Origin of the sequence: Planomonospora corallina, from assembly GCF_042650625.1 — a bacterium.
Classification (GTDB): domain Bacteria; phylum Actinomycetota; class Actinomycetes; order Streptosporangiales; family Streptosporangiaceae; genus Planomonospora_B; species Planomonospora_B corallina.
Genome location: NZ_JBHSBM010000017.1, coordinates 103892 through 126880 on the forward strand (window position 1 = coordinate 103892; position 22989 = coordinate 126880).

The following is a 22989-nucleotide window of genomic DNA, read 5'->3' on the forward strand; positions in this document are numbered from 1 at the left end:
GGCTGCGGTGCGAAGCTGGCACGGACTGGACGACGTGCCCGAGGGCTGGGGCAGGTCGGTCGTCACGATCGGTGTCTTCGACGGGGTGCACGCCGGTCACCAGCGGCTGGTGGCGCGCGCCGTCGCGATGGCCGGACGGCTGGGGCTCCCCTCGGTGGTGGTGACCTTCGACCCGCACCCGGACGAGGTGGTCCGCCCGGGCACGCACCCGCCGCGGCTGACGACGGTCAGGCACCGCGCCGAGCTGCTCCGCGCGCTCGGGGTGGACGCGGTCTGCGTGCTCCCGTTCACGCTGGAGTTCTCCCGGATGAGCCCGGACGAGTTCGTGCAGACCGTCCTGGTGGACCGGCTGCACGCGGCGGGGGTCGTGGTGGGGGAGAACTTCCGCTTCGGCCACAAGGCCTCCGGTGACGTGGAGACGCTGCGCACCCTCGGGGAGAAGTACGACTTCCAGGCCGAGGGCGTGCCGCTGGTCGTCGACGGCGACACCGTCTCCTCGACGATGATCCGCCGGCGCCTCGCCGAGGGCGACGTCGAGGCGGTCACCGCCGCGCTGGGCCGCCCGCACCGGGTGGAGGGCGTGGTGGTCCGGGGTTACCAGCGGGGCCGCCAGCTGGGCTTCCCCACCGCCAACGTCGAGCCGCCCGAGCTCACCGCGATCCCGCCGGACGGGGTCTACGCCGGCTGGCTCCAGGGCATCGCGGTGGGCAACCTGCCCGCCGCCTACGACGGCGAGCGCTGGCCCGCGGCGATCTCCGTGGGCACCAACCCGACGTTCGAGGGGGTGGCCCGCACCGTCGAGGCCTACGCGCTCGACCGCGACGACCTGGAGCTGTACGGCGCGCACGTGGCGGTGGAGTTCGGCACGCGGCTCCGCGACAACCTGAGGTTCGACTCGATCGAGGCGCTGGTCGAGCAGATGCACGCCGACGTCGACGAGGCCCGCCGCTTCACCTCCTCCTGACCCGGCGCCGCGCGCTCCCCGACGGGTTCCGCGGGGGAGCACGCGGCGTGTCGGGTGTGCGAGGGCTCGGAGGCCGATGGTAGCCTGGCATGTCAGCTCTGTAACCGGTGGTGTCGTAACCCCCGGCGGCTGACCCAGCCACGGCGACTGTAGGCACGCACGGTCGTTCGGGCCATCGAGATCGCGCGTGCCCGTAGATGTTCAAGGAGAGATGTGTCGCTCGACAGCGCCGCCAAGAAGCAGATCATCGGTGAGTACGCCAAGAGCGAGGCCGACACCGGCTCGCCCGAGGTGCAGATCGCGCTCCTGACCAAGCGCATCAGTGAGCTCACCGAGCACATGAAGCGCAACAAGCACGACTTCCACAGCCAGCGCGGTCTGCTGCTGCTGGTCGGCCGTCGTCGCCGTCTGCTCAAGTACCTGCAGAGCAAGGACATCGCGCGTTACCGTTCGCTCATCGAGCGGCTCGGTCTGCGCCGATAGCATTGCGGGGAGCGGCATCCGTGCCGCTCCCCGTCTCATGGGCCGGTCCCCGGCGCGTCGCGCCGGGGGTGCGCCGGTCCCGTGAGCAAAACTGAACAGCCGAGACAGTGCCCCGCGTCCGAGAGCAAGCGTCCCCGCGACGCCTGCGGGCCGGTCCTCGGTAGTGGCTCCCGGTCGCCGCGGCTCGTGCCGCGCAGGAACCGGGCGCTTCGATCGAAGACCGGCGCTGCACCTACGGGGAAGCGGCGAAAAGAGGCCCAGGTGCGACACGCGTGCCTGGGGGACGCGGGCGACCTACACAAGGAGGTCCCCCGTGGAGGGTGTCCACAGCAGCGAAGCCGTCATCGACAACGGCTCTTTCGGCACGCGTACGGTCCGCTTCGAGACCGGCCGCCTCGCGCGCCAGGCGGCGGGCTCCGCCGTCGTCTACCTCGACGACGAGACGATGGTCCTGTCCGCGACCACCGCCTCCAAGTCCCCCAAGGAGAACCTCGACTTCTTCCCCCTCACGGTGGACGTCGAGGAGCGGATGTACGCCGCGGGCCGCATCCCCGGCTCGTTCTTCCGCCGTGAGGGCCGGCCCTCCGAGGACGCCATCCTCACCTGCCGCCTGATCGACCGGCCGCTCCGCCCGTCGTTCGTCAAGGGCCTGCGCAACGAGATCCAGGTCGTCGCGACGATCATGGCTCTCCACCCCGACCACCTGTACGACGTGGTCGCCATCAACGCAGCCTCCCTGTCCACGCAGCTCGCCGGGCTGCCCTTCTCCGGCCCGATCGGCGGCGTGCGCGTCGCCCTGATCGAGGGCCAGTGGGTGGCCTTCCCGACCCACTCGGAGCTGGAGAGCGCCACCTTCGACATGGTCGTCGCCGGCCGCGTCCTGGACGACGGCGACGTCGCGATCATGATGGTCGAGGCCGAGTCCACCCGCGACACGCTCAAGCTCGTCGCCGAGGGCGCGGTCGCGCCGACCGAGGAGACGGTGGCGCAGGGCCTGGAGGCCGCCAAGCCGTTCATCAAGGTCCTGTGCGACGCGCAGGCCCGGGTGGCCAAGACCGCCGCCAAGGAGACCGCCGAGTACCCGCTCTTCCTCGACTACCAGGACGACGTCCTGCAGGCCGTCACCGGCGCGGTCAAGAGCGAGCTGGCCGCGGCGCTGACCATCGCCGGCAAGCAGGAGCGCGAGAGCGAGCTCGACCGGGTCAAGGCCCTGGCCGCCGAGAAGGTCGGCCCGGACTTCGAGGGGCGCGAGAAGGAGATCGGCGCCGCCTTCCGGGCGCTGACCAAGAAGCTCATGCGCGAGCGGGTCATCGGCGAGGGCGTGCGCATCGACGGCCGCGGCCCCAAGGACATCCGGCAGCTCAGCGCCGAGGTCCACGTCGTCCCGCGGGTGCACGGGTCGGCCCTGTTCGAGCGCGGCGAGACCCAGATCCTGGGCATCACCACGCTGAACATGCTCCGCATGGAGCAGATGATCGACACGCTCAACCCCGAGCGCACCAAGCGCTACATGCACAACTACAACTTCCCGCCGTACTCCACCGGTGAGACCGGCCGGGTGGGCTCGCCCAAGCGCCGGGAGATCGGCCACGGCGCGCTCGCCGAGCGGGCGCTCCTGCCGGTGCTGCCGGCCCGCGAGGAGTTCCCCTACGCGATCCGCCAGGTCTCCGAGGCCCTCGGCTCCAACGGCTCCACCTCGATGGGCTCGGTCTGCGCGAGCACGATGTCCCTGCTGGACGCGGGCGTCCCGCTGAAGGGCATCGTCGCGGGCATCGCGATGGGCCTCATCAACGAGGGCGACCAGTACGTCACGCTGACCGACATCCTCGGCGCCGAGGACGCCATGGGCGACATGGACTTCAAGGTCGCCGGCACCAGGGAGCTCATCACGGCGCTCCAGCTCGACACCAAGCTCGACGGCATCCCCGCCTCGGTCCTGGCCGCCGCGCTGAAGCAGGCCAAGGCCGCCCGCCTGGCCATCCTCGACGTGATGCAGGAGGCCATCGACTCGCCGGCGGAGATGAACGCGACGGCGCCGCGCATCATCACGATCAAGGTCCCGGTCGACAAGATCGGCGAGGTCATCGGCCCGAAGGGCAAGATGATCAACCAGATCCAGGACGACACCGGCGCCGAGATCACGATCGAGGACGACGGCACCATCTACATCGGCGCCACCGACGGCCCGTCCGCCGAGGCGGCCCGGTCGGCCATCAACGCCATCGCCAACCCGCACATGCCGGAGGTCGGCGAGCGCTACCTGGGCACGGTCGTCAAGATCGCAGCCTTCGGCGCGTTCATCTCCCTCATGCCGGGCAAGGACGGCCTGCTGCACGTCTCCCAGATCCGCAAGCTGCACGGCGGCAAGCGCATCGAGAACGTCGAGGACGTCATGAACGTCGGCGACAAGATCCAGGTGGAGATCGCTGAGATCGACGCCCGCGGCAAGCTCTCCCTCGTCCCCGTCGAGGTGGTCGAGAAGGAGGCCGAGGCGAAGGCTCCGGCGGAGGCCGGCACTCCGGAGTCGGGGGAGCCGGACGACGCTCCCGCGTCGGTGGAGCAGCCCTCGGCCGCCTCCGGTGAGGAGAAGCCGCGCCGCACCCGCACCCGGACCCGGACCAGCGGCGGCGGCAGGAGCCGCGGGGGAGAAGACCGCAACTCGTGATCACCACCACTCTGCACCCCGGTTCCGGCGGCGCCGGAGTCGTACGGCGCACCGTCCTCCCCGGTGGGCTCCGGGTGGTGACCGAGAGCATGCCGACCGTGCGCAGCGTCGCGGTCGGCATGTGGGTCGGCATCGGCTCGCGTGACGAGGCCCCCGAGCACATGGGGGCCTCCCACTTCCTGGAACACCTGCTGTTCAAGGGCACGCCCACGCGGGACGCACTGGAGATCTCGGCGGCGATCGAGGGCATCGGCGGTGAGATCAACGCCTTCACCGCCAAGGAGTACACCTGCTACTACGCGCGGGTCCTCGACGAGGACCTGCGGGTGGCGATCGACGTGCTCGCCGACGTGGTCACCTCCTCGCTCATCACCGCCGACGACGTCGAGGCCGAGCGGGGCGTGATCCTGGAGGAGATCGCCATGCACGACGACGACCCGTCGGACGTCGTGCACGAGCAGTTCTCCGCCGAGCTGTACGGCGACACGCCCATCGGGCGGCCGATCCTCGGCACGGTCGAGACGATCAACGCGATCGGCCGCGACCGGATCGAGGAGTACTACCGGACCCGCTACCTGCCGGCGCGCACCGTGGTGGCGGTGGCGGGCAACATCGAGCACGAGCGGGTGGTGGAACTGGTCGCCGCCGCCTACGAGCGGGCGGGAGCGCTGGGCGGCGACGCCACGCCGGTCCCGCCGAGGGTCTCGGGCGAGGCGGTCACGGTCGGCTCCGGCGTCCGGGTGCTGCACCGGCCGACCGAGCAGGCCAACCTGGTGCTCGGCACGACCGCCCTGACCCGGACCGACGAGCGCCGCTTCGCCCTCGGCGTGCTCAACGCGGCGCTCGGCGGCGGCATGTCGTCGCGGCTGTTCCAGGAGATCCGGGAGAAGCGCGGCCTGGCCTACTCGGCCTACAGCTACACCTCCCAGTACTCCGACACCGGCCAGTTCGGCGTCTACGTCGGCTGCCTGCCGTCGAAGACCGACGAGGTGCTGAAGATCTGCCGGGACGAGCTCCTGCGCGTGGTCGACGACGGCATCTCCGAGGAGGAGATCGCCCGCGGCAAGGGCCAGATGCGCGGCGGCCTCGTGCTCGGCCTGGAGGACACCGGCTCCCGGATGTCCCGGATCGGCAAGGGCGAGCTCGTCTACGACGAGTTCCTCTCCGTCGACGAGGTGCTGGCCAGGATCGAGGCGGTGACTCCGGAGGATATCTCCGCGGTCGCCCGCGACATCCTGACCCGCCCGCGGACCCTCGCGGTCATCGGCCCCTACGCCGACAAGGACTTCGGCTGGGCCGTCTCCGCCTGACCGCCGTCCCCGGATCCACCTCGACGCCCCCGGCACCCCGGTGCCGGGGGCGTCCGCCGTTCCGCGCCGGGTATAGCCTTGGACCGTGATCAGGGTTGGAGTTCTGGGCGCCCGCGGGCGCGTCGGTGTCGAAGTGTGCAAGGCCGTCGAGGCGGCGGACGACCTGGAGCTGGTCGCGACCGTCGACACGGGAGACCCGATCGAGGCGCTGGAGGGCGCCGAGGTCGTGGTCGACTTCACCCACCCCGACGTGGTCATGGACAACATGCGCTGGTGCATCGAGCACGGCATCCACCCGGTGGTGGGCACCACGGGCTTCGACGCCGACCGGCTGGAGCGGGTGCGCGGCTGGCTGGAGGCCAACCCCGGCGTCAACGCGCTGATCGCGCCGAACTTCGGCATCGCGGCGGTGCTGATGATGCACTTCGCCCAGCAGGCCGCCCGCTACTTCGACTCCGTCGAGATCGTCGAGCTGCACCACCCGAACAAGGCCGACGCGCCGTCGGGCACCGCCCGCCGTACGGCCGAGCTGGTGGCGCAGGCGCGGCGCAAGGCCGGGACGGCCCCGATGCCCGACGCGACCAGCTCCGAGCTGGACGGGGCCCGGGGCGCCGACGTGGACGGGGTCCATGTGCACGCCGTACGGCTGGCCGGGCTGATCGCCCACCAGGAGGTGCTGCTGGGCGGTGACGGGGAGATCCTCACCATCCGGCACGACACCATGAACCGGGCGTCCTTCACGCCGGGGGTGCTGCTCGGAGTCCGCCGGGTCCGTGAGATCCCGGGCCTGACCGTCGGCCTGGAGCACCTGCTCGACCTGTGAGGCGCCGCGGCCGGGACAGGCCGGCCTCCCTGGGCCGTCCCGGCCGGTAATCCAGATGATCCGGGAGGGACGCCGCCCTATCCTCGGTTCCCATGCGGAACGTTACGGATCCGGTCCCTGCCGGGGTCCGCTGGGCGACGGCGGAGGAGCTGCCGGGGCTGGCGGCGGTGGAGACCGCGGCCGACGGGCTCTTCGCCCAGGTCGGCATCGTCTTCCCAGCGGGCACGACGATGGTCGAGGAGGCGGGCGACCCGTCCCGGGTCCTGGTCGCCGGTGACCCGCCGGTCGCCTTCGCGATGGTCGGCTGGACCGACGGGAACGTCCACCTCGACCAGCTCGCCGTCCACCCCGCCCACGGGCGGCGGGGCATCGGCGGGCGCCTGGTGGAGGCCGTCTGCACGCACGCGGCGGCGGCCGGCGCGCCCGCCGTGACGCTCACCACGTTCCGGGACGTGCCGTGGAACGGGCCCTGGTACGCGCGGCGCGGCTTCGCCGTGCTCGATCCGGCCGAGTGGGGGCCGGAGCTGGCCGCGCTGGTGGCGCACGAGCGGGAGCTGGGCATCGAGCTCGCGCCCCGCGTCGTGATGCGCCGGCTCCTGTGAGGGGGCCGGAGGCTCCGCTCCCCGCGGCGCCGGGCCGGGACGTGCCCGGGCCCGCTCCCCGCGGTGTCCTGCGGGGCCGGTTCCCTGCGGGGCCCGTGTCCTACAGGGCCAGGCCGAGGGTGAACAGCGCGCCGAAGACCAGCTGGAAACGGCCGGTCTGCTGGAGCGTCGCGATCAGTGCCGGGCCGGTGGCGCCCGCGCGGACCGCCTTCACCGGCGCGAGCGCGAGCGGCGCGGCGAGCACCCCCAGAGCCGCGAACGGCTGCCAGGGGACCAGGGCGAGCGCGACGAGCAGCGGCAGGACGAGGCAGAACACGTAGAGCGTGCGGGTGCGGGCGTCGCCGAGGACGACCGCCAGCGTGCGCTTCCCGGCCGGGCCGTCGGTCACGATGTCGCGCAGATTGTTGACCACCAGCATGGCGCAGGACAGCAGGCCCGCGGGGACCGAGGCGGCCACCGCGAGCCAGGGGAGCCGCTCCAGCTGGACGAACGTGGTGCCCGCCACGGCCACCAGGCCGAAGAAGACGAAGACCGAGACCTCGCCGAGCGCGCGGTAGCCGTACGGGCGGGAACCGCCGGTGTAGAACCAGGCCGCCGCGATCGCCGCCGCGCCGACCGCCAGCAACCACCACGCCCGGGTGACCACGACCAGCGCCAGTCCGGCCGCGGCGGCGGCCAGGAAGCAGCCCAGAGCGGCGGCCAGGACCTGGCGCGGGGAGGCCGCCCCGGAGCCGACCAGGCGCATCGGGCCGACCCGGTCGTCGTCGGTGCCGCGCACGCCGTCGCTGTAGTCGTTGGCGTAGTTCACCCCCACCTGGAGGGCGAGCGCCACGAACAGGGCGAGCAGGGCGCGCCACCACACCGCGCCGCCGTACCCGAGGGCGACGCCGGTGCCGACGGCGACGGGGACGACGGCGGCGGGAAGGGTGCGCGGACGGGCTCCGGCGATCCACTGGCTGGGGGTGGCCATGGGCTGACGGGTTTCCTCTCGGGACGGGCGCGGCGCCCGCGGGCCGCGGCGGACCCGGTGGGCCCCGCCGGGGCGGGACCCGCGCGGATTGCTAGCTGATGTCGGTGGCCATGCGGACCATCCGCACCGGACGGCCCATGTCCAGGACCCGCTCGGCCCCGTCCTCGCCCCAGCCGGCCGACTCCAGGAAGCCGAGCAGGGCGTAGTTGTCGGCGAACACCCAGGTCACGACCGTGTGGTAGCCGTCCTCGCGCAGGTGGTCGACCGTGGCGTTGAGCAGGCGGCTGCCGTGGCCGCGCCGGACGAAGTCGGGGTCCACCAGGAAGGAGAGCATCTCGGCGGTGGTGTCCGGGTTGAGGTCGGGGTCCTCGGCGGGGGCGTGCGAGGCGAGCCCCACCACCCGCTCCGCGCCCTGCATCGCCGCGAGGGCCTCGATGCCGCCCGGGCCGAGTGCGGGGAACGCGTCGGTGTCGAGGACGACGCGCTCCACCGCGACCAGCACGCGGTGCCGGGACGTGGGAGGGCTGAGGATCGCCTCCTCCCACTGCCGGCGCCACATCTTCTCGGCGGCCGGGCCGGTCATCTGCTCCAGGGGGCCCTCGGGCAGGAACTCCCGGTATCCGTATCGCCAGGCGCGGATCTGGGTGCTCGTCACCGCGTCGACATCATCGTGCCGAGCCGCCCGCACGCCTACGTCTGCCATCTCGGCCCGCTCCTTATCTGCCGTACGCCGCTGGGACGCGCTGCCTCGCGGGTCTCATGCCACGCGAGCGGGCGTCGGGCGGGTGGACCCTGGAGACAGGCAGTTACACCGTATCGGGGAATCTGCCTCACAGATGACGCTAACCTGTCCCGCTCTGTCGTCGTGCCCGATATGCCCTGGTCTTGGTGCGGTTTCCGCAGACCTTCATCGAACACCATGACCGCGAGCGGTTCTTGGAGGAGTCGACGAACGCCCACTGGCAGGTGCTCTCCGTGCAGACCTTCATCCTCGGCCAGAGCCCCGCGACCCGGACCTCCACCACCGCCGCCGCGATCCGCGCCAGCCCGCCGAGCACACCGGAGGTGACCGGCTCCAGGACCGGCCCCTCGGCGGTCAGGACGACCGTGACGGGCAGCCGGTCCAGAACGCGGGGGAGCGGGTTCTCCGAGGCGCCACCCGGCTCCCCGCAAGCGGTCCTGCCCGGATCGTCTCCCAGGGGGCCGCCTCCGGCCGGGCCGTTCCCCCGCTCCCCGGCGGTTCCCCGGGGGCTTCCGGGCGGGCCGCTCCCCGGCTCCCCGGCGGTTTCCGGAGGGCTTCCGGCGGGGCCGTTCTCCGCCTCCCCGGCGGAACCCCCGACGGAGGACGGGGGATGGTTGGTGCGCAGCGCCGCGCGGAGCGACTCGCGGAGGCCGACGGCGACGGCCAGCTCCTCGTCGCCCGCCGTGTCGTCCGCCCCGGCCAGGCCGCGCCTGGCGAGCCAGGCGACGAGCGCCTGGGACGAGGGGAGCGCGTCGGCGCCGCTCTCGACGTCGTAGCTGTTGACGAAGTCGCACACCAGGGCGGCGGGCTCGGTCATGGTCGGAATCACCTCTCCGCCACCACTGTACGGCAGTAGGTGGTTGTCCCGGTCTTCTGCTCCACCGGGACCGTCCGGAGCCCGTCCGCTCCGATCCCGGGCCGCCACAGGCCGTCCGGCCGGCGGAGCCCTCCTCCGGACGCACCGCGCGGCTCACCCGGTACGTCCGGTGAGCGGGCGGCCATCGGGATCACCCGGTGCGTCCGGCGAGGAAGTCCCTCAGCACCGGGGCGAGGACGGCCCGGTCCACGTCGTGGCTCAGGCCCTCCAGGACGCGGGAACGCGCGTCGGGCAGCGCGCCGGTGAGCGCGCGGGCCATTTCAGCGGTCCACGGTCCCGTCTCGCCGCCGTGCAGCACCAGCACCGGGATCTTGACCGAGGAGACCAGGGCGGCCGGGACCGGGTCGCCGTCCATGACGGCCGCGTCGTGGGCGAGCGCGTGCGCCAGCGCCTCCAGCTCCGGCCACATCGGCGCGCGGAGCATCGTCTCGACCATCTCGTCGGGCAGGCCCGCGGTCGACACGAGCAGTGCCACGGCCTCACCGCGGCGGCCCGCGCCGAGCAACCCGGCGAGCCGGGCGGCGTACTCCCACCGCATGCCGGCCGCCTGCGGGCCGGACACGAACGGCGGCTCCCAGAGCGCCAGCCGGGTGACCGGCAGACCGGCCGCCGCCGCGCGCAGGGCCAGGAGCGCGCCGGAGGAGTCGCCGAACAGCGCCACCGGCCCGCCGGCCGCGCCGATCACGGCGCCGGCGTCCTCGATCTCCCGCTCGACCGCGTACGGAGCGGTGTCACCGCTGTCGCCCCGTCCCCGGCGGTCGTAGTTCAGCACCGTGAACTCCTCCGCCAGCAGCCCGGCCAGGCGCGTGTGGGCCGTCCGGGCGCGGGAGGCGCCGCCGACCAGGACGACCGGCGCCCCCGCGCCGACCCGGTCGAAGGCGATCTCGGTGCCGTCGGCGGAACGTACCTTCTCCATGACGTCTTACTTCCCGCGCGCCGTCCCTGTCGGTGGCGGGTGACATGATCGGCCGATGCCGGAGACCAGTGCCTCGATCGCGTCCTTCTGGGACGCCTTCGCCGATTCCTTCGACGAGGAGGCCGACCACGGCCTCCGCGACCCGCACGTCAGGGCCGCGTGGGCCGAGCGGCTGCGCTCGTGGACGCCTCCCTCTCCCGCCGACGTCCTGGACCTGGGGTGCGGCACCGGCTCGCTCTCCTTGGTCCTCGCCGAGCAGGGCCACCGGCCGGTCGGGGTGGACCTGGCGCCGCTGATGGTCGAGCGGGCCCGGCGCAAGCTCACGGGTGCCGGGTTCGACGCCGTGATGATGGTGGGCGACGCGGGCGACCCGCCCGCGGAGGCGGGAGCCTCCTTCGACGTGGTCCTCTCCCGTCACCTGCTGTGGACGCTGCCCGCCCCCGAGGAGGCGCTGCGCCGCTGGGTCGGCCTGCTGTGCCCCGGCGGCCGGCTGGTGCTGGTCGAGGGGCGATGGGCGAGCGCCGAGCCGGACGGGAGCCGGCCCTACGGGGCCGGCTCCGCGCCGATGCCGTGGATGGGCGGGGTCGAGGCCGAACGGCTCGTGCGGGCGCTGCGGCCGCTGGTGAGGACACTGCGCGTCGAGCCGCTCCTTGATCCCGCTCTGTGGGGGCGTTCCGTCCAGGACGAGCGATACGCCGTCGTCGCGTTCGTATAGAGGACCGCCTCACCTGATCCGCCGGATCAGGCGATCACGGTCAGGCATCCGGTAGTCTCTCGGGCCGCTCGGCGAGGACGCCGAGCCGGCGGGCTCTGGCCCGGAGTTCTGCCCGCGCGTCCCGTGCCTCGCCGGGCATACTGCCGACGGGGATCTCTCCGTCGGTGGCGCTGATGGAGTACTCGGCCCTCTGTGCGTCTCCGGTGGGGCGTTGATGGGGCTCGGCCGGTGATCTCTTCCTCTCCGTCGACCATTTCTCGCGTTTGTGCACGTAGGTGCCGCGTTGGGGGACGGTGTAGACCCAGCCCTGTTCCCTCAGGAGCGCGATGGCGTGCCGTACCGTCTCTCTGGCCGCGCCGTACTGCTCTACCAGCGTCGCCTCGCTCGGGATGGCGCGGCGGGGTTTGAGATCACCTCGGGTGATGCGACCGATCAGTTCCTGGGCGATCTGCCGGTAGACGGAGATCGAGCGATCTCCGCGCCGAGAGGCGTCCGGTGGGCCGACGAAGGTGCCCTCCCCCTGAACGGTGTGGACGAGACCTTCGTCGCGGAGCACGCGGATGGCTCTGCGGGCGGTGGTGCGGGCGATGCCGAACTCGCTCCGGAGCTCCGACTCGCTCGGTACGGCGGAGCCGGGGCGGATCGCTCCGCTGACGACGCGCTGTCGGATGATCTCAGCCACCTGGAGGTACAGGTGGGTATCGCCTTCGTGATCCAGCATGCGAGTATTTTAGGTAACAAGGTAGGTAAGAGCGCTGGTTCACTGAACTAGGTGATACGTAGGTGAACTAGACGGTACTGCTTTATGGGGATTTGTTCATTTGTGCGGCCAGTCTTCGCGAGGTGAGACATAGGTGCCGCGATAGGGGACGGTGAAGACCCAGCCCTGGTCGCGGAGGAAGGCCATGGCTTGGCGTACGGTCGCCTTGGCGACGCCGTACTGCTTGATCAGCTCCTTCTCGCCGGGGATCCGCCGGTTCGGCACCAGTTCGCCCCGGACGATGCGCTCGCGGATCTCCGTCGCGATCCGCTGGTACACCGGTATGCGGTCTTCGGGCCGGGGTGTTCCCGGCTCTCCGACGAAGGTGCCCTCTCCCTGGACGGTGTAGACGAGACCCTGCTCCCGGAGCTCTCTGGCCACGCGGCGTGCCGTCGTGCGGGCGATGTCGTACGCGGTCTCCAGTTCGGCCTCGCTCGGCACCGGTTCACCTGGGCTGAGCTCACCTCCGAGGATGCGGGCGCGAATCTCCTCGGCGATCTGTTTGTAGACCGGTACCGGCCCTTCGCGGTCAAGCATGGCCGAATGATAGACCAAAAGGAATATGAGGAAGAAAAGGTACATACACTCAACTACTGTATACGTGCACTAGACCACTAGAGGCGATGTAGCCTATTGTTGGCGCATGACGGCAGGGCGAACGGCGGTGGTCGTGGTGCTGGAGGAGGAACATCACAGCCGTCATGTGGGGGCGTTGCAGGAGCGGCACGAGCGGATCGACTGGCGGCCGGAGCGGCCGCGGGCCGAGCGGATCCGGGTGAAGGAGCACACGTGCTGCTGCAAGGCGACGTTCTACGAGCTCTGCCAGGCGGGCGGGCTGATGTTCGTCCGGCGGACGCACCGGCTGGACGGGCGGATGATCGTGCACGAGTCCCCCTGGGTGCGGGCGAAGGAGGCACAGGAATTGTGGTTCCGGTTACTGATCGGAAGCGCACGGTGAGGAGGCGACCGGAGCGTTCGCGCGGCGGCCCGCCGACAGGCCGTGGGCGGGGTGGCGGAATCCCCGTTCCGCCACCCCGGTAGAGAGGCCGGTGGCCGCGAGCCATCGGTGCCGAGGAGGCTCCCGGAGCCTCAGAGAACTCCCGGCCCTTCCGGCGTCGAAGGGTCCGCCGGAAGGGCCGGGCGGTGGTCCCATGACCTGGAGGGGGCGTGGGACCACCGGTCAAGATCCCGGCGGCAGCCCACACATCCCACCTGCCGCCGGGTCCAGCGCCTGTCGCGGAGCCCCTCCGCACCGCGGCCGGACGCGGGCTCCGCGACAGGCACCCCGAACTCCCCGGCGGGCGAAGCACCTGCCCGCCGGGGTCCGGTGATCGGCTCCGGGAACAGCCGGTCACCGCCAGGCGTCCCCGGCCGCCGCCGTGTTCCGGGAACGGCGGTGGCCGGGGAGACCGGCCCGGGTCCGGTGAGGGGCACAGACCCCGGACGGTCCCATGACGGGTCAACCGGTGATGCGGCGCCAGGCGGTGTCGGTGACGATCACGTGGTCGAGGAAGCGCAGGCCGACGGTCTCGGCGGCCTGGCGGAGGCGGGCGGTGACGTCGAGATCGGCGGGGCTGGGGTCGAGGGAGCCCGCGGGATGGTTGTGGGCCAGGCCGAAGGAGGAGCCGCCGGAGGTCAGGACGAGCGTGACGATCTCGCGGACGGGCGCGGGGACGTGGTCGCTGCCGCCCTCGCTGACGACCGCGCGGCGGAGCACCGCTCCGGCGGAGTCGCAGACCACGGCGACCACCCGCTCGTGGCCGAGGTGGCGCAGGAGCGGGGCCGCGACCGCCGCCAGGTCGGCCGAGCCGGTGATCCGGCGGCGCTCCGGCTCCGCCTGCGCCTGCCGTACGAGGTGGAAGGCGGCGATGACCCGGGCGGCCTTGGCCGGGCCGATGCCGCGGATCGCCATCAGGCGGTGCGCGTCGGAGCGGGCCAGGCCGCGCAGGTCGCCGCAGTGGGCGATCAGCTCCGAGGCGAGCTCGACCGCGTTCGTGCCCCGGCCGCCGGAGCCGAGTAGCAGGGCGAGCAGCTCCCGGTCGGCCAGGGCGGTGGCCCCGAGGGAGAGCAGGCGCTCGCGCGGCTGGTCGGTCGGGGGCATGTCCTTGACGCGCAATCGGCACCTCCGGCTCGGGGACCCGCGACGGTTGTACCAGGGGGGACCGACATTCGGCCCCGTTCACGGAGCCGGCCGTTCGGCTCCCGATCGGCCCGGCTCCGGCCGGGAGCCCGTGTCCGGGCGGGTCATCCTCTGCCCCCCGCCGTGTAGTGCGCGATCCTCAGATCCGGCTCCGGGCGGGAGTCCGTGTCCGGCCGGGTCATCTCCGGCGTTCCAGCGTTCCCGACGCGGTGACGTCACGGCTGTCCTCGCCCTGGCCCCGAGAGGAGAACTGCAGGGTCTCACCGGTGCCCTGGGCCAGCGTGGCGGTGCCGTCGCGCACGCAGCCGCCGCGCATCGCCACCCGCTCGAGGTGCGCGACCCCGTCCGCGATGCGCGTCAGCCGGAGCGTCCCCGTGCACCGGCGTCCCGGATAGCGCTCGATGACGGTCCTGCCGTTCCTGCGGACGGCGAGGACGAGGACCGTCTCCTGCTGCCCGGGGTCGCTGCGGACCGCGCCCTGCCAGACACCGGCGAACGAGGCGGGCAGCACGGCGGGCGTGTCCGGCGGGTCCGACGCGGAGGGTGCGGGCGTCGCCTCCGGTGAGGCCGTCCCGGTCGCCGGTGCCGAGGGCTCCGGTGACTGCGCCGGTCCGCTCGGGACAGGGACGGGCGGTGGCTCCGTCCCACCCGGGGCAGGCGCCGCCCCCGGCAGGGCCACTCCCGGCAGGGCCACCCCCGGCAGGGCGGCTCCCGGCACGGCCGGTCCCGGCGCCGCCGTCTCCGGCCTCCCCGCTCCCGGCGGACCGGTCCTCCCGGTCGGCCCCGGCGTCGCGCCAGCGGAGGACCGGACGGGACGGGGGACCGGCAGGGCGGTCGGCGCGGCGGTCCTGTCCACCCGGACGCCGTGCCCGCCGTCCGGTCGTGCGGCGAGGACCGGCCACAGGAACGCGGTCGCCGCCACCGCCGCCAATGCGGCCGTCCCGGCGGCCAGCGCGGTCCGCCCGCGCCGCCCGCGGGCACCGGTGTCCTGCGGATGCGCGCTCGGGGAGGCCGATCCCGCGGGTGTACGGCCGGGCGGCGGCGCGGCGGGCGCCCGCGCGGGGAGCGGCCCGGCGGGTTCCACGTCGTCCGGAGAGCCGGAGGGTTCCGGGCCGGCCGGTGGTCCGGAGGGTTCCGGGCCGGATGGGGGTCCCGCGATCGCCTGGCCGGGCTCCGCCCCGGTGGCTTTCCGGCCGGGCCGTGCTCCGGCGCTCGCCTGACCGAGGAGCCGGAGGAGGACCTCGCGCATCGACGGCCGCTCCTCGGGGAGCTTGCGCAGCGTCTCGGCGGCGAGTTCCCGCAGCGGCCCGTCCAGGGCGCCCAGGTCGGGGGCGCCCCGCAGGACGCGGTAGACGACGGCGGGCAGGCTGTCGGTCCCGAAGGGCGGGCGGCCCGTGGCGGCGAAGACCAGGACGCACCCCCAGGCGAACACGTCGCTCGCCGGCCCGACGCGCTCCCCGTTCAGCTGCTCGGGTGACATGTAGGCCGGGGTGCCGAGGGGCCCCTTGGTCACGGTCGCCGACCCGAGCCCTCTGGCGATCCCGAAGTCGATCACCCGGGGGCCGTCGGCACCCAGCAGCACGTTGTCCGGTTTGAAATCGCGGTGCACGACCCCGGCCTCGTGGACGGCGGCCAGGGCCGTCGCCGTGGCCACCGCGAGCCGGTGCAGGGCCGCGCCGGATCGGGGGCCGTCCCGCTCGATCGCCTGCCGCAGGGAGGGGCCCTCGACGTACTCGGAGACGATGTACGGCCGGGCCGCCTCCAGGTCGCTTCCGAGCACCCTGGCCACGCAGAACGGCGCGACGTTCGCCGCCGCGGCGACCTCCCGCGCGAACCTCGCCCGGACCGCCTCGTCGGCCAGCACGTGCTCGTGCAGCACCTTGACGGCGACGGGGGTCCCGTCGGCGGCGCGGCCCAGGTAGACGACGCCTTGGCCGCCCGCGCCGAGCCGCCCCTGGAGCAGGTGGTCGCCCACCCGCGTGGGATCACCCGGCCGCAGCGGGGACGCCGCGCTCATCCGCACCTCCGTGTCCGCTCGGGGACGGCTGGAAGGCCCCCGCGGCGCGGGAGCCGGTCGGGGCCCCGCGGTGCCGGGCGCCGTGCCGTCCCAATCCTGTCCCGGCGGGGGGCCGCGTGGAGGCATAAGCACAGATCAGCCGCCTGCACATTGCTTCCAGAGCCACCCGTATCCGGACGTTCCACCAGACGGGCGGGGCCGTCAGGGGAGGAGGGAGTGGGAGTAGACCAGCCGGAAGCGGTCGCCGGGGATGACGATGTCACTGGTCTCGACCGGGCGGTCGCCGGCCCAGTGGGTGCGCTCGACGTGCAGGACGTGCGTCCCGGCGGGCAGGGCGAGCGCGTCGATCTCGGCGGGTTCGGGGACGCGGGTGTAGACGTGCTCGACGATCTCGGTCACCTTGACGCCGGAGGCGGTGAGCCGGGCGACCGGGCCGCGGAGAGCGGCCTCCGCGCTCCCGGGCTCCTTCACCGCCGTCGCTCTCGCGGCGGTCGGGGCGGCCTGCCTGGCGGCCGCCTCCTTGCCGGTCCCTCCGGCGCCGGGCCCGGCCTGCTCGGCGGGCTCGTAGGAGGCGGCGAGCTGGACGGGCCGGCCGTCGCCGCGGAAGACGTAGCGGGTGCGGACGAGCGGGACCGACTCGTCCACCTGGAGGCGGTGGGCGAGGTCGGAGGAGGCGGGAACGGTCTCGGTGCGCCAATCCCAGGTGACGTGCGCGCCCTGGTCGTGCAGGCCGGCGGCGAAGGGGAAGGGCCGCTCGGGGAAGCGCCAGCGGTGCAGCGGGACGAGCGCGGGCCGGGTGCGGACGTAGTGGCCCGAGCCGACCCGGCCGACGATCAGGCCTTCGGCGGCGAGCACGCGCAGCGCGTGCCGGGCGGCGGTCTCGCCGATGTTGTACCTGCGGGTCAGCTGGGCCCGGGAGGGGATCGGGGCGCCTGGAGGCAGTGAGCCGTCGACGATCTGGCGGCGGATGTCGGCGACGACGCGCAGGTAGACCGGATCGGAGCTTGCCACGTGTCCATCCCTGAGGGGTGAGGCGTTGCCCTATCCTGCCGTATTCGATGCGCAACTCAGGGTAATGACGGCGATTTGGAGTCCCAACTTCGGGGCATGTTCCAAGATCTTTCGGAGAAGGCCCGGAAATATCTTGGCCGATCCTGTAACGCCCCAGGGTGTGCTCCCGATTGACCGGTAGAGGCCGTCGATGTGTGTACCCCCGAGCACATATCGGCGGTCTCTTTCTGTGTCCGCACCGGAAGTGGGGATCCCGGCTTTCGCGGCAAAGCGGACATAAATATCATTGCCCCCCGTGTCTGGATATTTTGTACGATCTTTAATGATCGTTTCTGCGGCCGCCCTCGCTCTCGCGGCGGTGGCCGTACCGGCCGGGGCGCAGGGTCCTGACGTCCCGCCCCCGGTCGCGGTGCCCGCGCCGGCCGGGTGGACGGCCGGCGACGGGGTGTTCCGCCTCGCCGAGGGCTCCCGCGTCCTGGCCCGGGCGGAGGCCGCCGAGGAGGCCGGGCGTCTCGCCGAGGACCTGCGCGAGGTGACCGGCAGGGACGTGCCGGTGGTCGTGCTCCCGGAGGCGGAGCGGACGGCCGGGGAACCGGAGACCGGGGAGCAGGCGGCCGCCGGACCCGCGGCGGGGGACGTGGTCCTGACCCTGCGGGCCGACCGGGCCGTCGCGACCGCCGGGGTGCGGGGGGACGACGGGACCGCCGCGGAGGCGTACGCCCTGGAGGTCGGCGACCACGTCGAGATCGAGGCCTCCACGCCGGCCGGGATCTTCTACGGCGGGCGCACCCTGCTCCAGGCACTGCGGGCCTCCGGCGAGGTGCCGCACGGCACGGTCGAGGACCGGCCGGACGTCGGCCGGCGCGTGCTCGTCCTCGACCTGCAGGCCGGGTTCCGGTCCCCCGAGTGGATCGGGGATCTCGTCCGGCGGATGTCCTGGATGAAGCTGAACACCCTCCACCTGCGGCTCTCCGGGGACGCGGCCCTCCGGCTGCGCGGCGGCGCCGCCGGGGCCGACGGGGCCTTCTCCGGCGCGGTCCCCGCGCGGCACTACGATCGCGCCGGCATCGAGGCCGTCCAGGAGGTCGCGCGCCGCCACCACGTCACCGTGGTGCCCGAGTTCGACGTTCTGGGGGACGCGGCCGCGCTGACCCCGTCGCGCCGCTGCGGCGGCGAGCACGTGCCCGACCTGGCCGACCCCGCGGTGAGACGGGAACTGGCCGCCGTGCTCGACGCGTTCGCGGAATGGTTCGAGGCGCCGCTGCTCGGCCTGGGCAGGGTGGACGCCTGCGACGAGCCCGGGTGGCTGGACGGAGCGCGGGAGCTGGCCGCGCACGCCGAGACGCTGGGCAAGCGGCCGGTCCTGCGGGTCCGCGACCGGGTCCCGCCGCTGGACGGCGAGCCGGTGATCCTGAACGAGGGCGCGCCGGAGAGCGTGCGGACCGGCGGGCACGACGTCATCGACGCCTTCCCGGCCGCGGGATCGCACGGCGGCGATCTGCTCGCGTGGACCCCGCAGGCCGGCCGGCTCGGCCAGGCGCTGGTCGCCGAGGCGGTGTTCTTCGGCGACCCGGAGGCGTCGGAGGAGGCGCTGGCGGGTCCCCGGGCCGAGTTCGCCGAGCGGTCCTGGAACCGGCTCGCCTCCGCCGAGGGCTTCGCGGCGCGGGTGGGCGCGGTGGGTGACGCGCCCGGTGCCGCCCCGCGGGAGGCGCCGGCCCCGGAGGCGGAGCACCGCTACGACTTCGACCGGGCCCACCTTCCGGACGGCGAGACCCACGTGGCGGCCGCGTGGCGGGAAGGGCTGCTGGTCACGGCGGCGGACAGCACGGGCGGCGTGCACGCGACCGCCGTCGCACACCCGGCAGGAGAGGCCGGGGACGGTACGGCGGGCCAGGACACCGGAGGGGCCGGTACGGCGGATCAGGCCACGGAAGGGGACGGCGCGGCGGGCCGGGCCACACCGCTGTTCCCGGTGGACGGCCGGGTCGGCAAGGCCGCCCGGTTCGGCGACGGCCGGAGGTTCCTGCTCGGAGCCGCCTCCACGGGCGCGCCGTGGACGGTCTCCATGTGGGTGCGGCTGGAGGACCGGGCACGCGGCGTGCTGCTCGGCCGCCTCGACGAGGCGATCGCCGTCGAGGACGGCGAGGTCCTCGTCTCGGGCGCCCGGGAGTTCTCCTTCGGCTACCGTCTTCCGCTGGAGCGCTGGACCCACCTCGTCCTCGCCGCCGACCCCCACGGCACCACCCTGTACGTGAACGGGCGGCGGACGGGCCGGGTGCCCGAGGTGATCGGCCTGCCCACGGGCTCGATGGGTCCCTTCCGGGGCGCGCTGGACGAGGTCGTGCTCGCCCGGGGGGCGCTGACGGCCGCGCAGGCCGCCGAGCGCTACCTGGCCGACTCGGAGGGCCCGGACCTGGCGCGCGGCCGCCCGGCCACCGCCTCGGGCGTCGAGGCGGAGGGGCTGGGGCCGGAGAACGCCGTCGACGGCGACCCGGCCACCCGCTGGGCCTCGCCCCTGAGGGTGGACCCGCAGTGGATCGGCGTCGATCTGGGCGAGTCCCGGGACGTGTCGCGGGTGGTGCTGCGCTGGGAGAGGGCGTACGGTGCCCGCTACCGGATCGAGGGCTCCGTGGACGGAGCCTCGTGGACGACGATCCGCGAGGTCGCCGGCGGGGACGGCGGGACGGACGATCTCGGAGGACTGTCCGCCACAGCACGGTACATCCGTGTTTATGGCATGAAACGGGGCACCAAATGGGGGTATTCGCTCATAGATCTGGCGGTGTACGGGGGGTGAGCGGGGTGGCGAGGTCCACCGGTTCATCGGATCCGGGTACCGTTCCGTCTATGGCAGCGCCGACGACAACCTCCGACGCCCCCTTTGGCCGCATGCTGACCGCCATGGTCACGCCGTTCACCTCCGACGGCGCGGTCGACTACGAGGGGGCCCAGCGCCTGGCCACCTACCTGGTGGACGAGCAGCGCAATGACGGGCTCGTGGTGAGTGGCACGACGGGCGAGTCCCCGACCACCACCGACGAGGAGAAAGAGCGCCTCGTGCGCGCCGTCGTGGAGGCGGTCGGCGACCGCGCCGCCGTGGTGGCCGGAGCGGGCACCAACGACACGCACCACAGCGTCGAGCTGGCCCGCGCCGCCGAGCGCGCCGGGGCCCACGGCCTGCTGGTGGTCGCGCCGTACTACAGCAAGCCGCCGCAGGAGGGGCTCTACCGGCACTTCACGGCCGTGGCGGACGCCACGGGCCTGCCGGTCATGCTCTACGACATCCCCGGCCGCACCGGCGTGCCGATCCAGACCGAGACCCTCATCCGGCTGGCGCAGCACGAGCGCGTCGTCGCGGTGAAGGACGCCAAGGCCGACCTGTTCGCCGGCTCGCAGGTCATGCTCGCCACCGACCTGGCCTTCTACTCCGGTGACGACGCGCTGAACCTGCCCTGGCTCTCGGTCGGGGCCGTCGGGTGCGTGAGCGTCGTGGGGCACGTGGTGGGCGCCGACATCGCCGAGATGATCAAGATGTACCGCTCCGGCGACGTCGCCGGAGCCCTGGAGATCCACCGCAGGCTGCTCCCGGTGATCTCCGGGGTCATGATGCAGGCCGGTGGCGTGATCATGGCCAAGGCGGCGCTGGCGCTGGTCGGGCGCCCCGCCGGCCCCGTGCGCCCGCCCCTGGTGGAGGCCACCGAGCAGCAGCTGGCGCGGCTGCGCACCGAACTCGTCGCGGGCGGCGTGAAGCTGTCCGACTGAAGATGTGGCAGGAGAAGGAACGTCGCGGCCGACAGGCGGCCGCAGTGGGGAGGAACACCGGTTTGAAGGTGCGAGAACATTCAGGCCCGCCGGGGTGCGGAGCGTTCGGCGAGGGAGCGGTCCCGCCGGCCTGCGGGCCGAACGACACGTGTGAGAGAGGTGTGACCGGATGAGTCACCCCCATCCCGAGCTCGGGCCGCCGCCGCCGCTGCCCGAGGGCGCGCTGCGCATCGTCCCGCTGGGCGGCCTCGGCGAGATCGGCCGCAACATGGCGGTCTTCGAGTTCGACGGGCGGCTGCTGGTCATCGACTGCGGGGTGCTGTTCCCCGAGACCGAGCAGCCCGGTGTCGACCTGATCCTGCCCGACTTCGACTACATCCGCGACCGGCTGGACGACATCGAGGCGGTCATCCTGACCCACGGCCACGAGGACCACATCGGGGCCGTGCCGTACCTGCTGCGCGAGCGCCGCGACATCCCGGTCGTCGGCTCCAGGCTGACGCTGGCGCTGATCGAGGCCAAGCTCACCGAGCACCGCATCCAGCCGGTCAAGGTCGAGGTTGCCGAGGAGGAGCGGCGGACCTTCGGGCCGTTCGACTGCGAGTTCCTCGCGGTCAACCACTCGATCCCGGACGCCCTGGCGGTGGCGGTCCGCACCCCGGCCGGCATCGTGCTGCACACCGGCGACTTCCGGATGGACCAGCTGCCCAGCGACGGGCGCCTGACCGACCTGGGCGGCTTCGCCCGGCTCGGCCGCGAGGGCGTCGACCTGCTGATGTCGGACTCCACCAACGCCGAGGTGCCGGGCTTCGTCACCAGCGAGCGGGAGATCGGGCCGGTCATCGACGAGGTGGTCCGCACCTCGGCCAAGCGGGTCATCGTGGCGAGCTTCGCCTCGCACATCCACCGCGTGCAGCAGGTCATCGACGCCGCCGAGCGGCACGGCCGCAAGGTCGCGCTCATCGGCCGCTCCATGGTCCGCAACATGGGCGTGGCGCGCGACCTGGGCTACCTGCACGTCCCGCCGGGGCTGATCGTGGACTCCAAGGAGATCGAGGGCTGGCCGCCGGAGGAGGTGGTGCTGATCTGCACCGGCTCCCAGGGCGAGCCGATGGCGGCGCTGTCGCGCATGGCCAACCGCGACCACCCGATCCGGGTCGCCGAGGGCGACACCGTGCTGCTGGCCTCCTCGCTGGTGCCCGGCAACGAGACCGCGGTCAACCGGGTGATCAACGGCCTGACCCGGTGGGGCGCCCGCGTGGTGCACAAGGGCAACGCCAAGGTGCACGTCTCCGGGCACGCCGCCGCCGGCGAGCTGCTGTACGTGCTCAACCTGACCCGGCCGTCCAACTTCATGCCGGTGCACGGCGAGTGGCGGCACCTGCGGGCGCACGCCAAGCTGGCCGCCCTCACCGGGGTGCCCGACGACCACATCGTGATCGCCGAGGACGGCGTGGTGGTGGACCTGGTCGACGGCCGCGCGCGGGTGGTGGGCGCGGTCCAGGCCGGCTACGTGTACGTGGACGGCCTGTCGGTGGGCGACGTCACCGAGTTCGCCCTGAAGGACCGGCGGATCCTGGGCGAGGAGGGGTTCATCTCGATCGTCGTCGTGGTGGACTCCAACACCGGCAAGGTGACCGCGGGCCCGGAGGTCCACGCCCGCGGCTCGGGCATCGACCCCGGCCGGTTCGACGAGGTCATCCCGCAGGTGGAGCGGGCCCTGGAGGAGAACGCCGCCGACGGAGTGGTCGAGATCGACCAGATCCGCCGGGTGGTCCGCAGGACCGTGGGGCGCTGGGTGAGCGACACCTACCGCCGCCGTCCGATGATCATTCCGGTGATCGTCGAGGTCTGATCCGGCGTGCCGTACGGCGGCCACCGCCGCCGTACGGCCCCGTCTCCCTCCGTGCGTCCCCTGCCGCTCGGCCTGCTTTCCGGCGGAGGGTTTCCTGCTCGATCCCCACGCCCGCGTGCCGGTGGCCTGTGTCCCCGATGTCCCCGAACAGTTGGGAATGCGCTTTCCCAAAAGGTGCGGGTTCCGGTACCTTTGCTCGCGTTGGTGGCAGGATCTTGCTCTGTTCTGTTGATCTTGCTTTCCGGCGCTTCACAGCGTGCTCATGCAGCCTGACCGAAAAGGAAGACACGCAGTGTTAGGTAAAACCCCCATCCGGGCCCGGGTCGCGGTGTACGCCGCGGCGGCCCTGGTCGGTGCCGGGCTGGCCGCGGCCCCCG

The 22989-nt window shown here is 73.1% G+C and carries 20 protein-coding genes; 11 read left to right on the forward strand and 9 right to left on the reverse strand.

The annotated features are described in order from the left end of the window. Window positions 1-7 precede the first annotated feature (7 nt). The 6 genes from ACFOWE_RS13665 to ACFOWE_RS13690 all read left to right on the forward strand — a co-directional run bounded on the left by ACFOWE_RS13665 (window position 8) and on the right by ACFOWE_RS13690 (window position 6847). The gene (locus ACFOWE_RS13665) at window positions 8-964 is read left to right on the forward strand and encodes a bifunctional riboflavin kinase/FAD synthetase (RefSeq protein WP_377287666.1); all 957 of its coding nucleotides are present in this window, start codon (window positions 8-10) and stop codon (window positions 962-964) included. A 213-nt stretch (window positions 965-1177) separates the two neighbouring features. Next, on the forward strand, window positions 1178-1447 hold the full coding sequence (gene rpsO / locus ACFOWE_RS13670) for a 30S ribosomal protein S15 (protein WP_377287667.1): 270 nt from the start codon (window positions 1178-1180) through the stop codon (window positions 1445-1447). Between the two features lie 313 nt (window positions 1448-1760). After that, on the forward strand, window positions 1761-4112 hold the full coding sequence (locus tag ACFOWE_RS13675; protein ID WP_377287668.1) for a polyribonucleotide nucleotidyltransferase: 2352 nt from the start codon (window positions 1761-1763) through the stop codon (window positions 4110-4112). After that, window positions 4112-5422, forward strand: coding sequence for a M16 family metallopeptidase (locus ACFOWE_RS13680; protein WP_377289108.1), 1311 nt, complete (start codon window positions 4112-4114; stop codon window positions 5420-5422). Before ACFOWE_RS13675 ends, ACFOWE_RS13680 begins: the two co-directional genes overlap by 1 nt. Window positions 5423-5507: 85 nt before the next feature. Then, window positions 5508-6245, forward strand: coding sequence for a 4-hydroxy-tetrahydrodipicolinate reductase (dapB, locus tag ACFOWE_RS13685; protein WP_377287669.1), 738 nt, complete (start codon window positions 5508-5510; stop codon window positions 6243-6245). Window positions 6246-6337: 92 nt separating this feature from the next. After that, the gene (locus tag ACFOWE_RS13690; protein WP_377287670.1) at window positions 6338-6847 is read left to right on the forward strand and encodes a GNAT family N-acetyltransferase; all 510 of its coding nucleotides are present in this window, start codon (window positions 6338-6340) and stop codon (window positions 6845-6847) included. A 100-nt stretch (window positions 6848-6947) separates the two neighbouring features. Here ACFOWE_RS13690 and ACFOWE_RS13695 read toward each other — a convergent pair whose 3' ends face one another. The 4 genes from ACFOWE_RS13695 to ACFOWE_RS13710 form a co-directional block, all read right to left on the reverse strand. Continuing rightward, a complete protein-coding gene (locus ACFOWE_RS13695; protein ID WP_377287671.1) occupies window positions 6948-7817 on the reverse strand; it encodes a 1,4-dihydroxy-2-naphthoate polyprenyltransferase in 870 nt (289 codons plus the stop codon). A gap of 91 nt (window positions 7818-7908) precedes the next feature. After that, window positions 7909-8520 carry a GNAT family N-acetyltransferase gene (locus tag ACFOWE_RS13700; RefSeq protein WP_377287672.1) on the reverse strand — a complete coding sequence of 204 codons (612 nt, stop codon included), beginning with the start codon at window positions 8518-8520 and terminating at the stop codon, window positions 7909-7911. Between the two features lie 139 nt (window positions 8521-8659). Then, window positions 8660-9376: a CGNR zinc finger domain-containing protein gene (locus tag ACFOWE_RS13705; RefSeq protein ID WP_377287673.1), complete on the reverse strand. Its 717-nt coding sequence runs from the start codon at window positions 9374-9376 to the stop codon at window positions 8660-8662. Between the two features lie 190 nt (window positions 9377-9566). Continuing rightward, window positions 9567-10352 (reverse strand): alpha/beta fold hydrolase, encoded by a 786-nt coding sequence (locus tag ACFOWE_RS13710; RefSeq protein WP_377287674.1) that lies wholly within the window; start codon window positions 10350-10352, stop codon window positions 9567-9569. A gap of 55 nt (window positions 10353-10407) precedes the next feature. Here ACFOWE_RS13710 and ACFOWE_RS13715 point away from each other — a divergent pair, with 55 nt between their 5' ends. Further along, entirely contained in the window at window positions 10408-11067 is a 660-nt protein-coding gene (locus tag ACFOWE_RS13715; RefSeq protein ID WP_377287675.1) for a class I SAM-dependent methyltransferase, read from the forward strand. A gap of 40 nt (window positions 11068-11107) precedes the next feature. Here ACFOWE_RS13715 and ACFOWE_RS13720 read toward each other — a convergent pair whose 3' ends face one another. Together ACFOWE_RS13720 and ACFOWE_RS13725 are read right to left on the reverse strand one after the other, a co-directional pair. Next, window positions 11108-11788 carry a GntR family transcriptional regulator gene (locus tag ACFOWE_RS13720; protein ID WP_377287676.1) on the reverse strand — a complete coding sequence of 227 codons (681 nt, stop codon included), beginning with the start codon at window positions 11786-11788 and terminating at the stop codon, window positions 11108-11110. A gap of 96 nt (window positions 11789-11884) precedes the next feature. Continuing rightward, entirely contained in the window at window positions 11885-12364 is a 480-nt protein-coding gene (locus ACFOWE_RS13725) for a GntR family transcriptional regulator (RefSeq protein ID WP_377287677.1), read from the reverse strand. A gap of 106 nt (window positions 12365-12470) precedes the next feature. On the opposite strand from ACFOWE_RS13725, the gene ACFOWE_RS13730 reads away from it, so the two are divergent. Then, a complete protein-coding gene (locus tag ACFOWE_RS13730; RefSeq protein ID WP_377287678.1) occupies window positions 12471-12785 on the forward strand; it encodes a hypothetical protein in 315 nt (104 codons plus the stop codon). A 501-nt stretch (window positions 12786-13286) separates the two neighbouring features. On the opposite strand, the gene ACFOWE_RS13735 is transcribed toward ACFOWE_RS13730, so the two are convergent. From ACFOWE_RS13735 to ACFOWE_RS13745, 3 genes are all read right to left on the reverse strand, one after another. Then, the gene (locus ACFOWE_RS13735; RefSeq protein ID WP_377287679.1) at window positions 13287-13928 is read right to left on the reverse strand and encodes a JAB domain-containing protein; all 642 of its coding nucleotides are present in this window, start codon (window positions 13926-13928) and stop codon (window positions 13287-13289) included. Window positions 13929-14145: 217 nt separating this feature from the next. Then, window positions 14146-15984 (reverse strand): serine/threonine-protein kinase, encoded by a 1839-nt coding sequence (locus ACFOWE_RS13740; protein ID WP_377287680.1) that lies wholly within the window; start codon window positions 15982-15984, stop codon window positions 14146-14148. Between the two features lie 201 nt (window positions 15985-16185). Further along, entirely contained in the window at window positions 16186-16995 is an 810-nt protein-coding gene (locus ACFOWE_RS13745) for a GntR family transcriptional regulator (RefSeq protein ID WP_377287681.1), read from the reverse strand. 322 nt (window positions 16996-17317) lie between these two features. Between ACFOWE_RS13745 and ACFOWE_RS13750 the strand changes: the two genes are divergently transcribed. The 3 genes from ACFOWE_RS13750 to ACFOWE_RS13760 all read left to right on the forward strand — a co-directional run bounded on the left by ACFOWE_RS13750 (window position 17318) and on the right by ACFOWE_RS13760 (window position 22612). Next, window positions 17318-19792 carry a discoidin domain-containing protein gene (locus ACFOWE_RS13750; RefSeq protein WP_377287682.1) on the forward strand — a complete coding sequence of 825 codons (2475 nt, stop codon included), beginning with the start codon at window positions 17318-17320 and terminating at the stop codon, window positions 19790-19792. Window positions 19793-19842: 50 nt separating this feature from the next. After that, window positions 19843-20757, forward strand: coding sequence for a 4-hydroxy-tetrahydrodipicolinate synthase (dapA, locus tag ACFOWE_RS13755; RefSeq protein ID WP_377287683.1), 915 nt, complete (start codon window positions 19843-19845; stop codon window positions 20755-20757). A 169-nt stretch (window positions 20758-20926) separates the two neighbouring features. Continuing rightward, a complete protein-coding gene (locus ACFOWE_RS13760) occupies window positions 20927-22612 on the forward strand; it encodes a ribonuclease J (RefSeq protein ID WP_377287684.1) in 1686 nt (561 codons plus the stop codon). Window positions 22613-22989 lie beyond the last annotated feature (377 nt).

Excerpts from the sequence above, each read along its gene's own strand:
- ACFOWE_RS13690 (WP_377287670.1), top strand. The coding sequence starts at position 6,338 with ATGCGGAACGTTACGGATCCGGTCCCTGCCGGGGTCCGCTGGGCGACG.
- ACFOWE_RS13695 (WP_377287671.1), bottom strand. The coding sequence starts at position 7,817 with ATGGCCACCCCCAGCCAGTGGATCGCCGGAGCCCGTCCGCGCACCCTT.
- ACFOWE_RS13700 (WP_377287672.1), bottom strand. The coding sequence starts at position 8,520 with ATGGCAGACGTAGGCGTGCGGGCGGCTCGGCACGATGATGTCGACGCG.
- ACFOWE_RS13705 (WP_377287673.1), bottom strand. The coding sequence starts at position 9,376 with ATGACCGAGCCCGCCGCCCTGGTGTGCGACTTCGTCAACAGCTACGAC.
- ACFOWE_RS13710 (WP_377287674.1), bottom strand. The coding sequence starts at position 10,352 with ATGGAGAAGGTACGTTCCGCCGACGGCACCGAGATCGCCTTCGACCGG.
- ACFOWE_RS13715 (WP_377287675.1), top strand. The coding sequence starts at position 10,408 with ATGCCGGAGACCAGTGCCTCGATCGCGTCCTTCTGGGACGCCTTCGCC.
- ACFOWE_RS13720 (WP_377287676.1), bottom strand. The coding sequence starts at position 11,788 with ATGCTGGATCACGAAGGCGATACCCACCTGTACCTCCAGGTGGCTGAG.
- ACFOWE_RS13725 (WP_377287677.1), bottom strand. The coding sequence starts at position 12,364 with ATGCTTGACCGCGAAGGGCCGGTACCGGTCTACAAACAGATCGCCGAG.
- ACFOWE_RS13730 (WP_377287678.1), top strand. The coding sequence starts at position 12,471 with ATGACGGCAGGGCGAACGGCGGTGGTCGTGGTGCTGGAGGAGGAACAT.
- ACFOWE_RS13735 (WP_377287679.1), bottom strand. The coding sequence starts at position 13,928 with ATGCCCCCGACCGACCAGCCGCGCGAGCGCCTGCTCTCCCTCGGGGCC.
- ACFOWE_RS13740 (WP_377287680.1), bottom strand. The coding sequence starts at position 15,984 with ATGAGCGCGGCGTCCCCGCTGCGGCCGGGTGATCCCACGCGGGTGGGC.
- ACFOWE_RS13750 (WP_377287682.1), top strand. The coding sequence starts at position 17,318 with ATGATCGTTTCTGCGGCCGCCCTCGCTCTCGCGGCGGTGGCCGTACCG.
- dapA (WP_377287683.1), top strand. The coding sequence starts at position 19,843 with ATGGCAGCGCCGACGACAACCTCCGACGCCCCCTTTGGCCGCATGCTG.
- ACFOWE_RS13760 (WP_377287684.1), top strand. The coding sequence starts at position 20,927 with ATGAGTCACCCCCATCCCGAGCTCGGGCCGCCGCCGCCGCTGCCCGAG.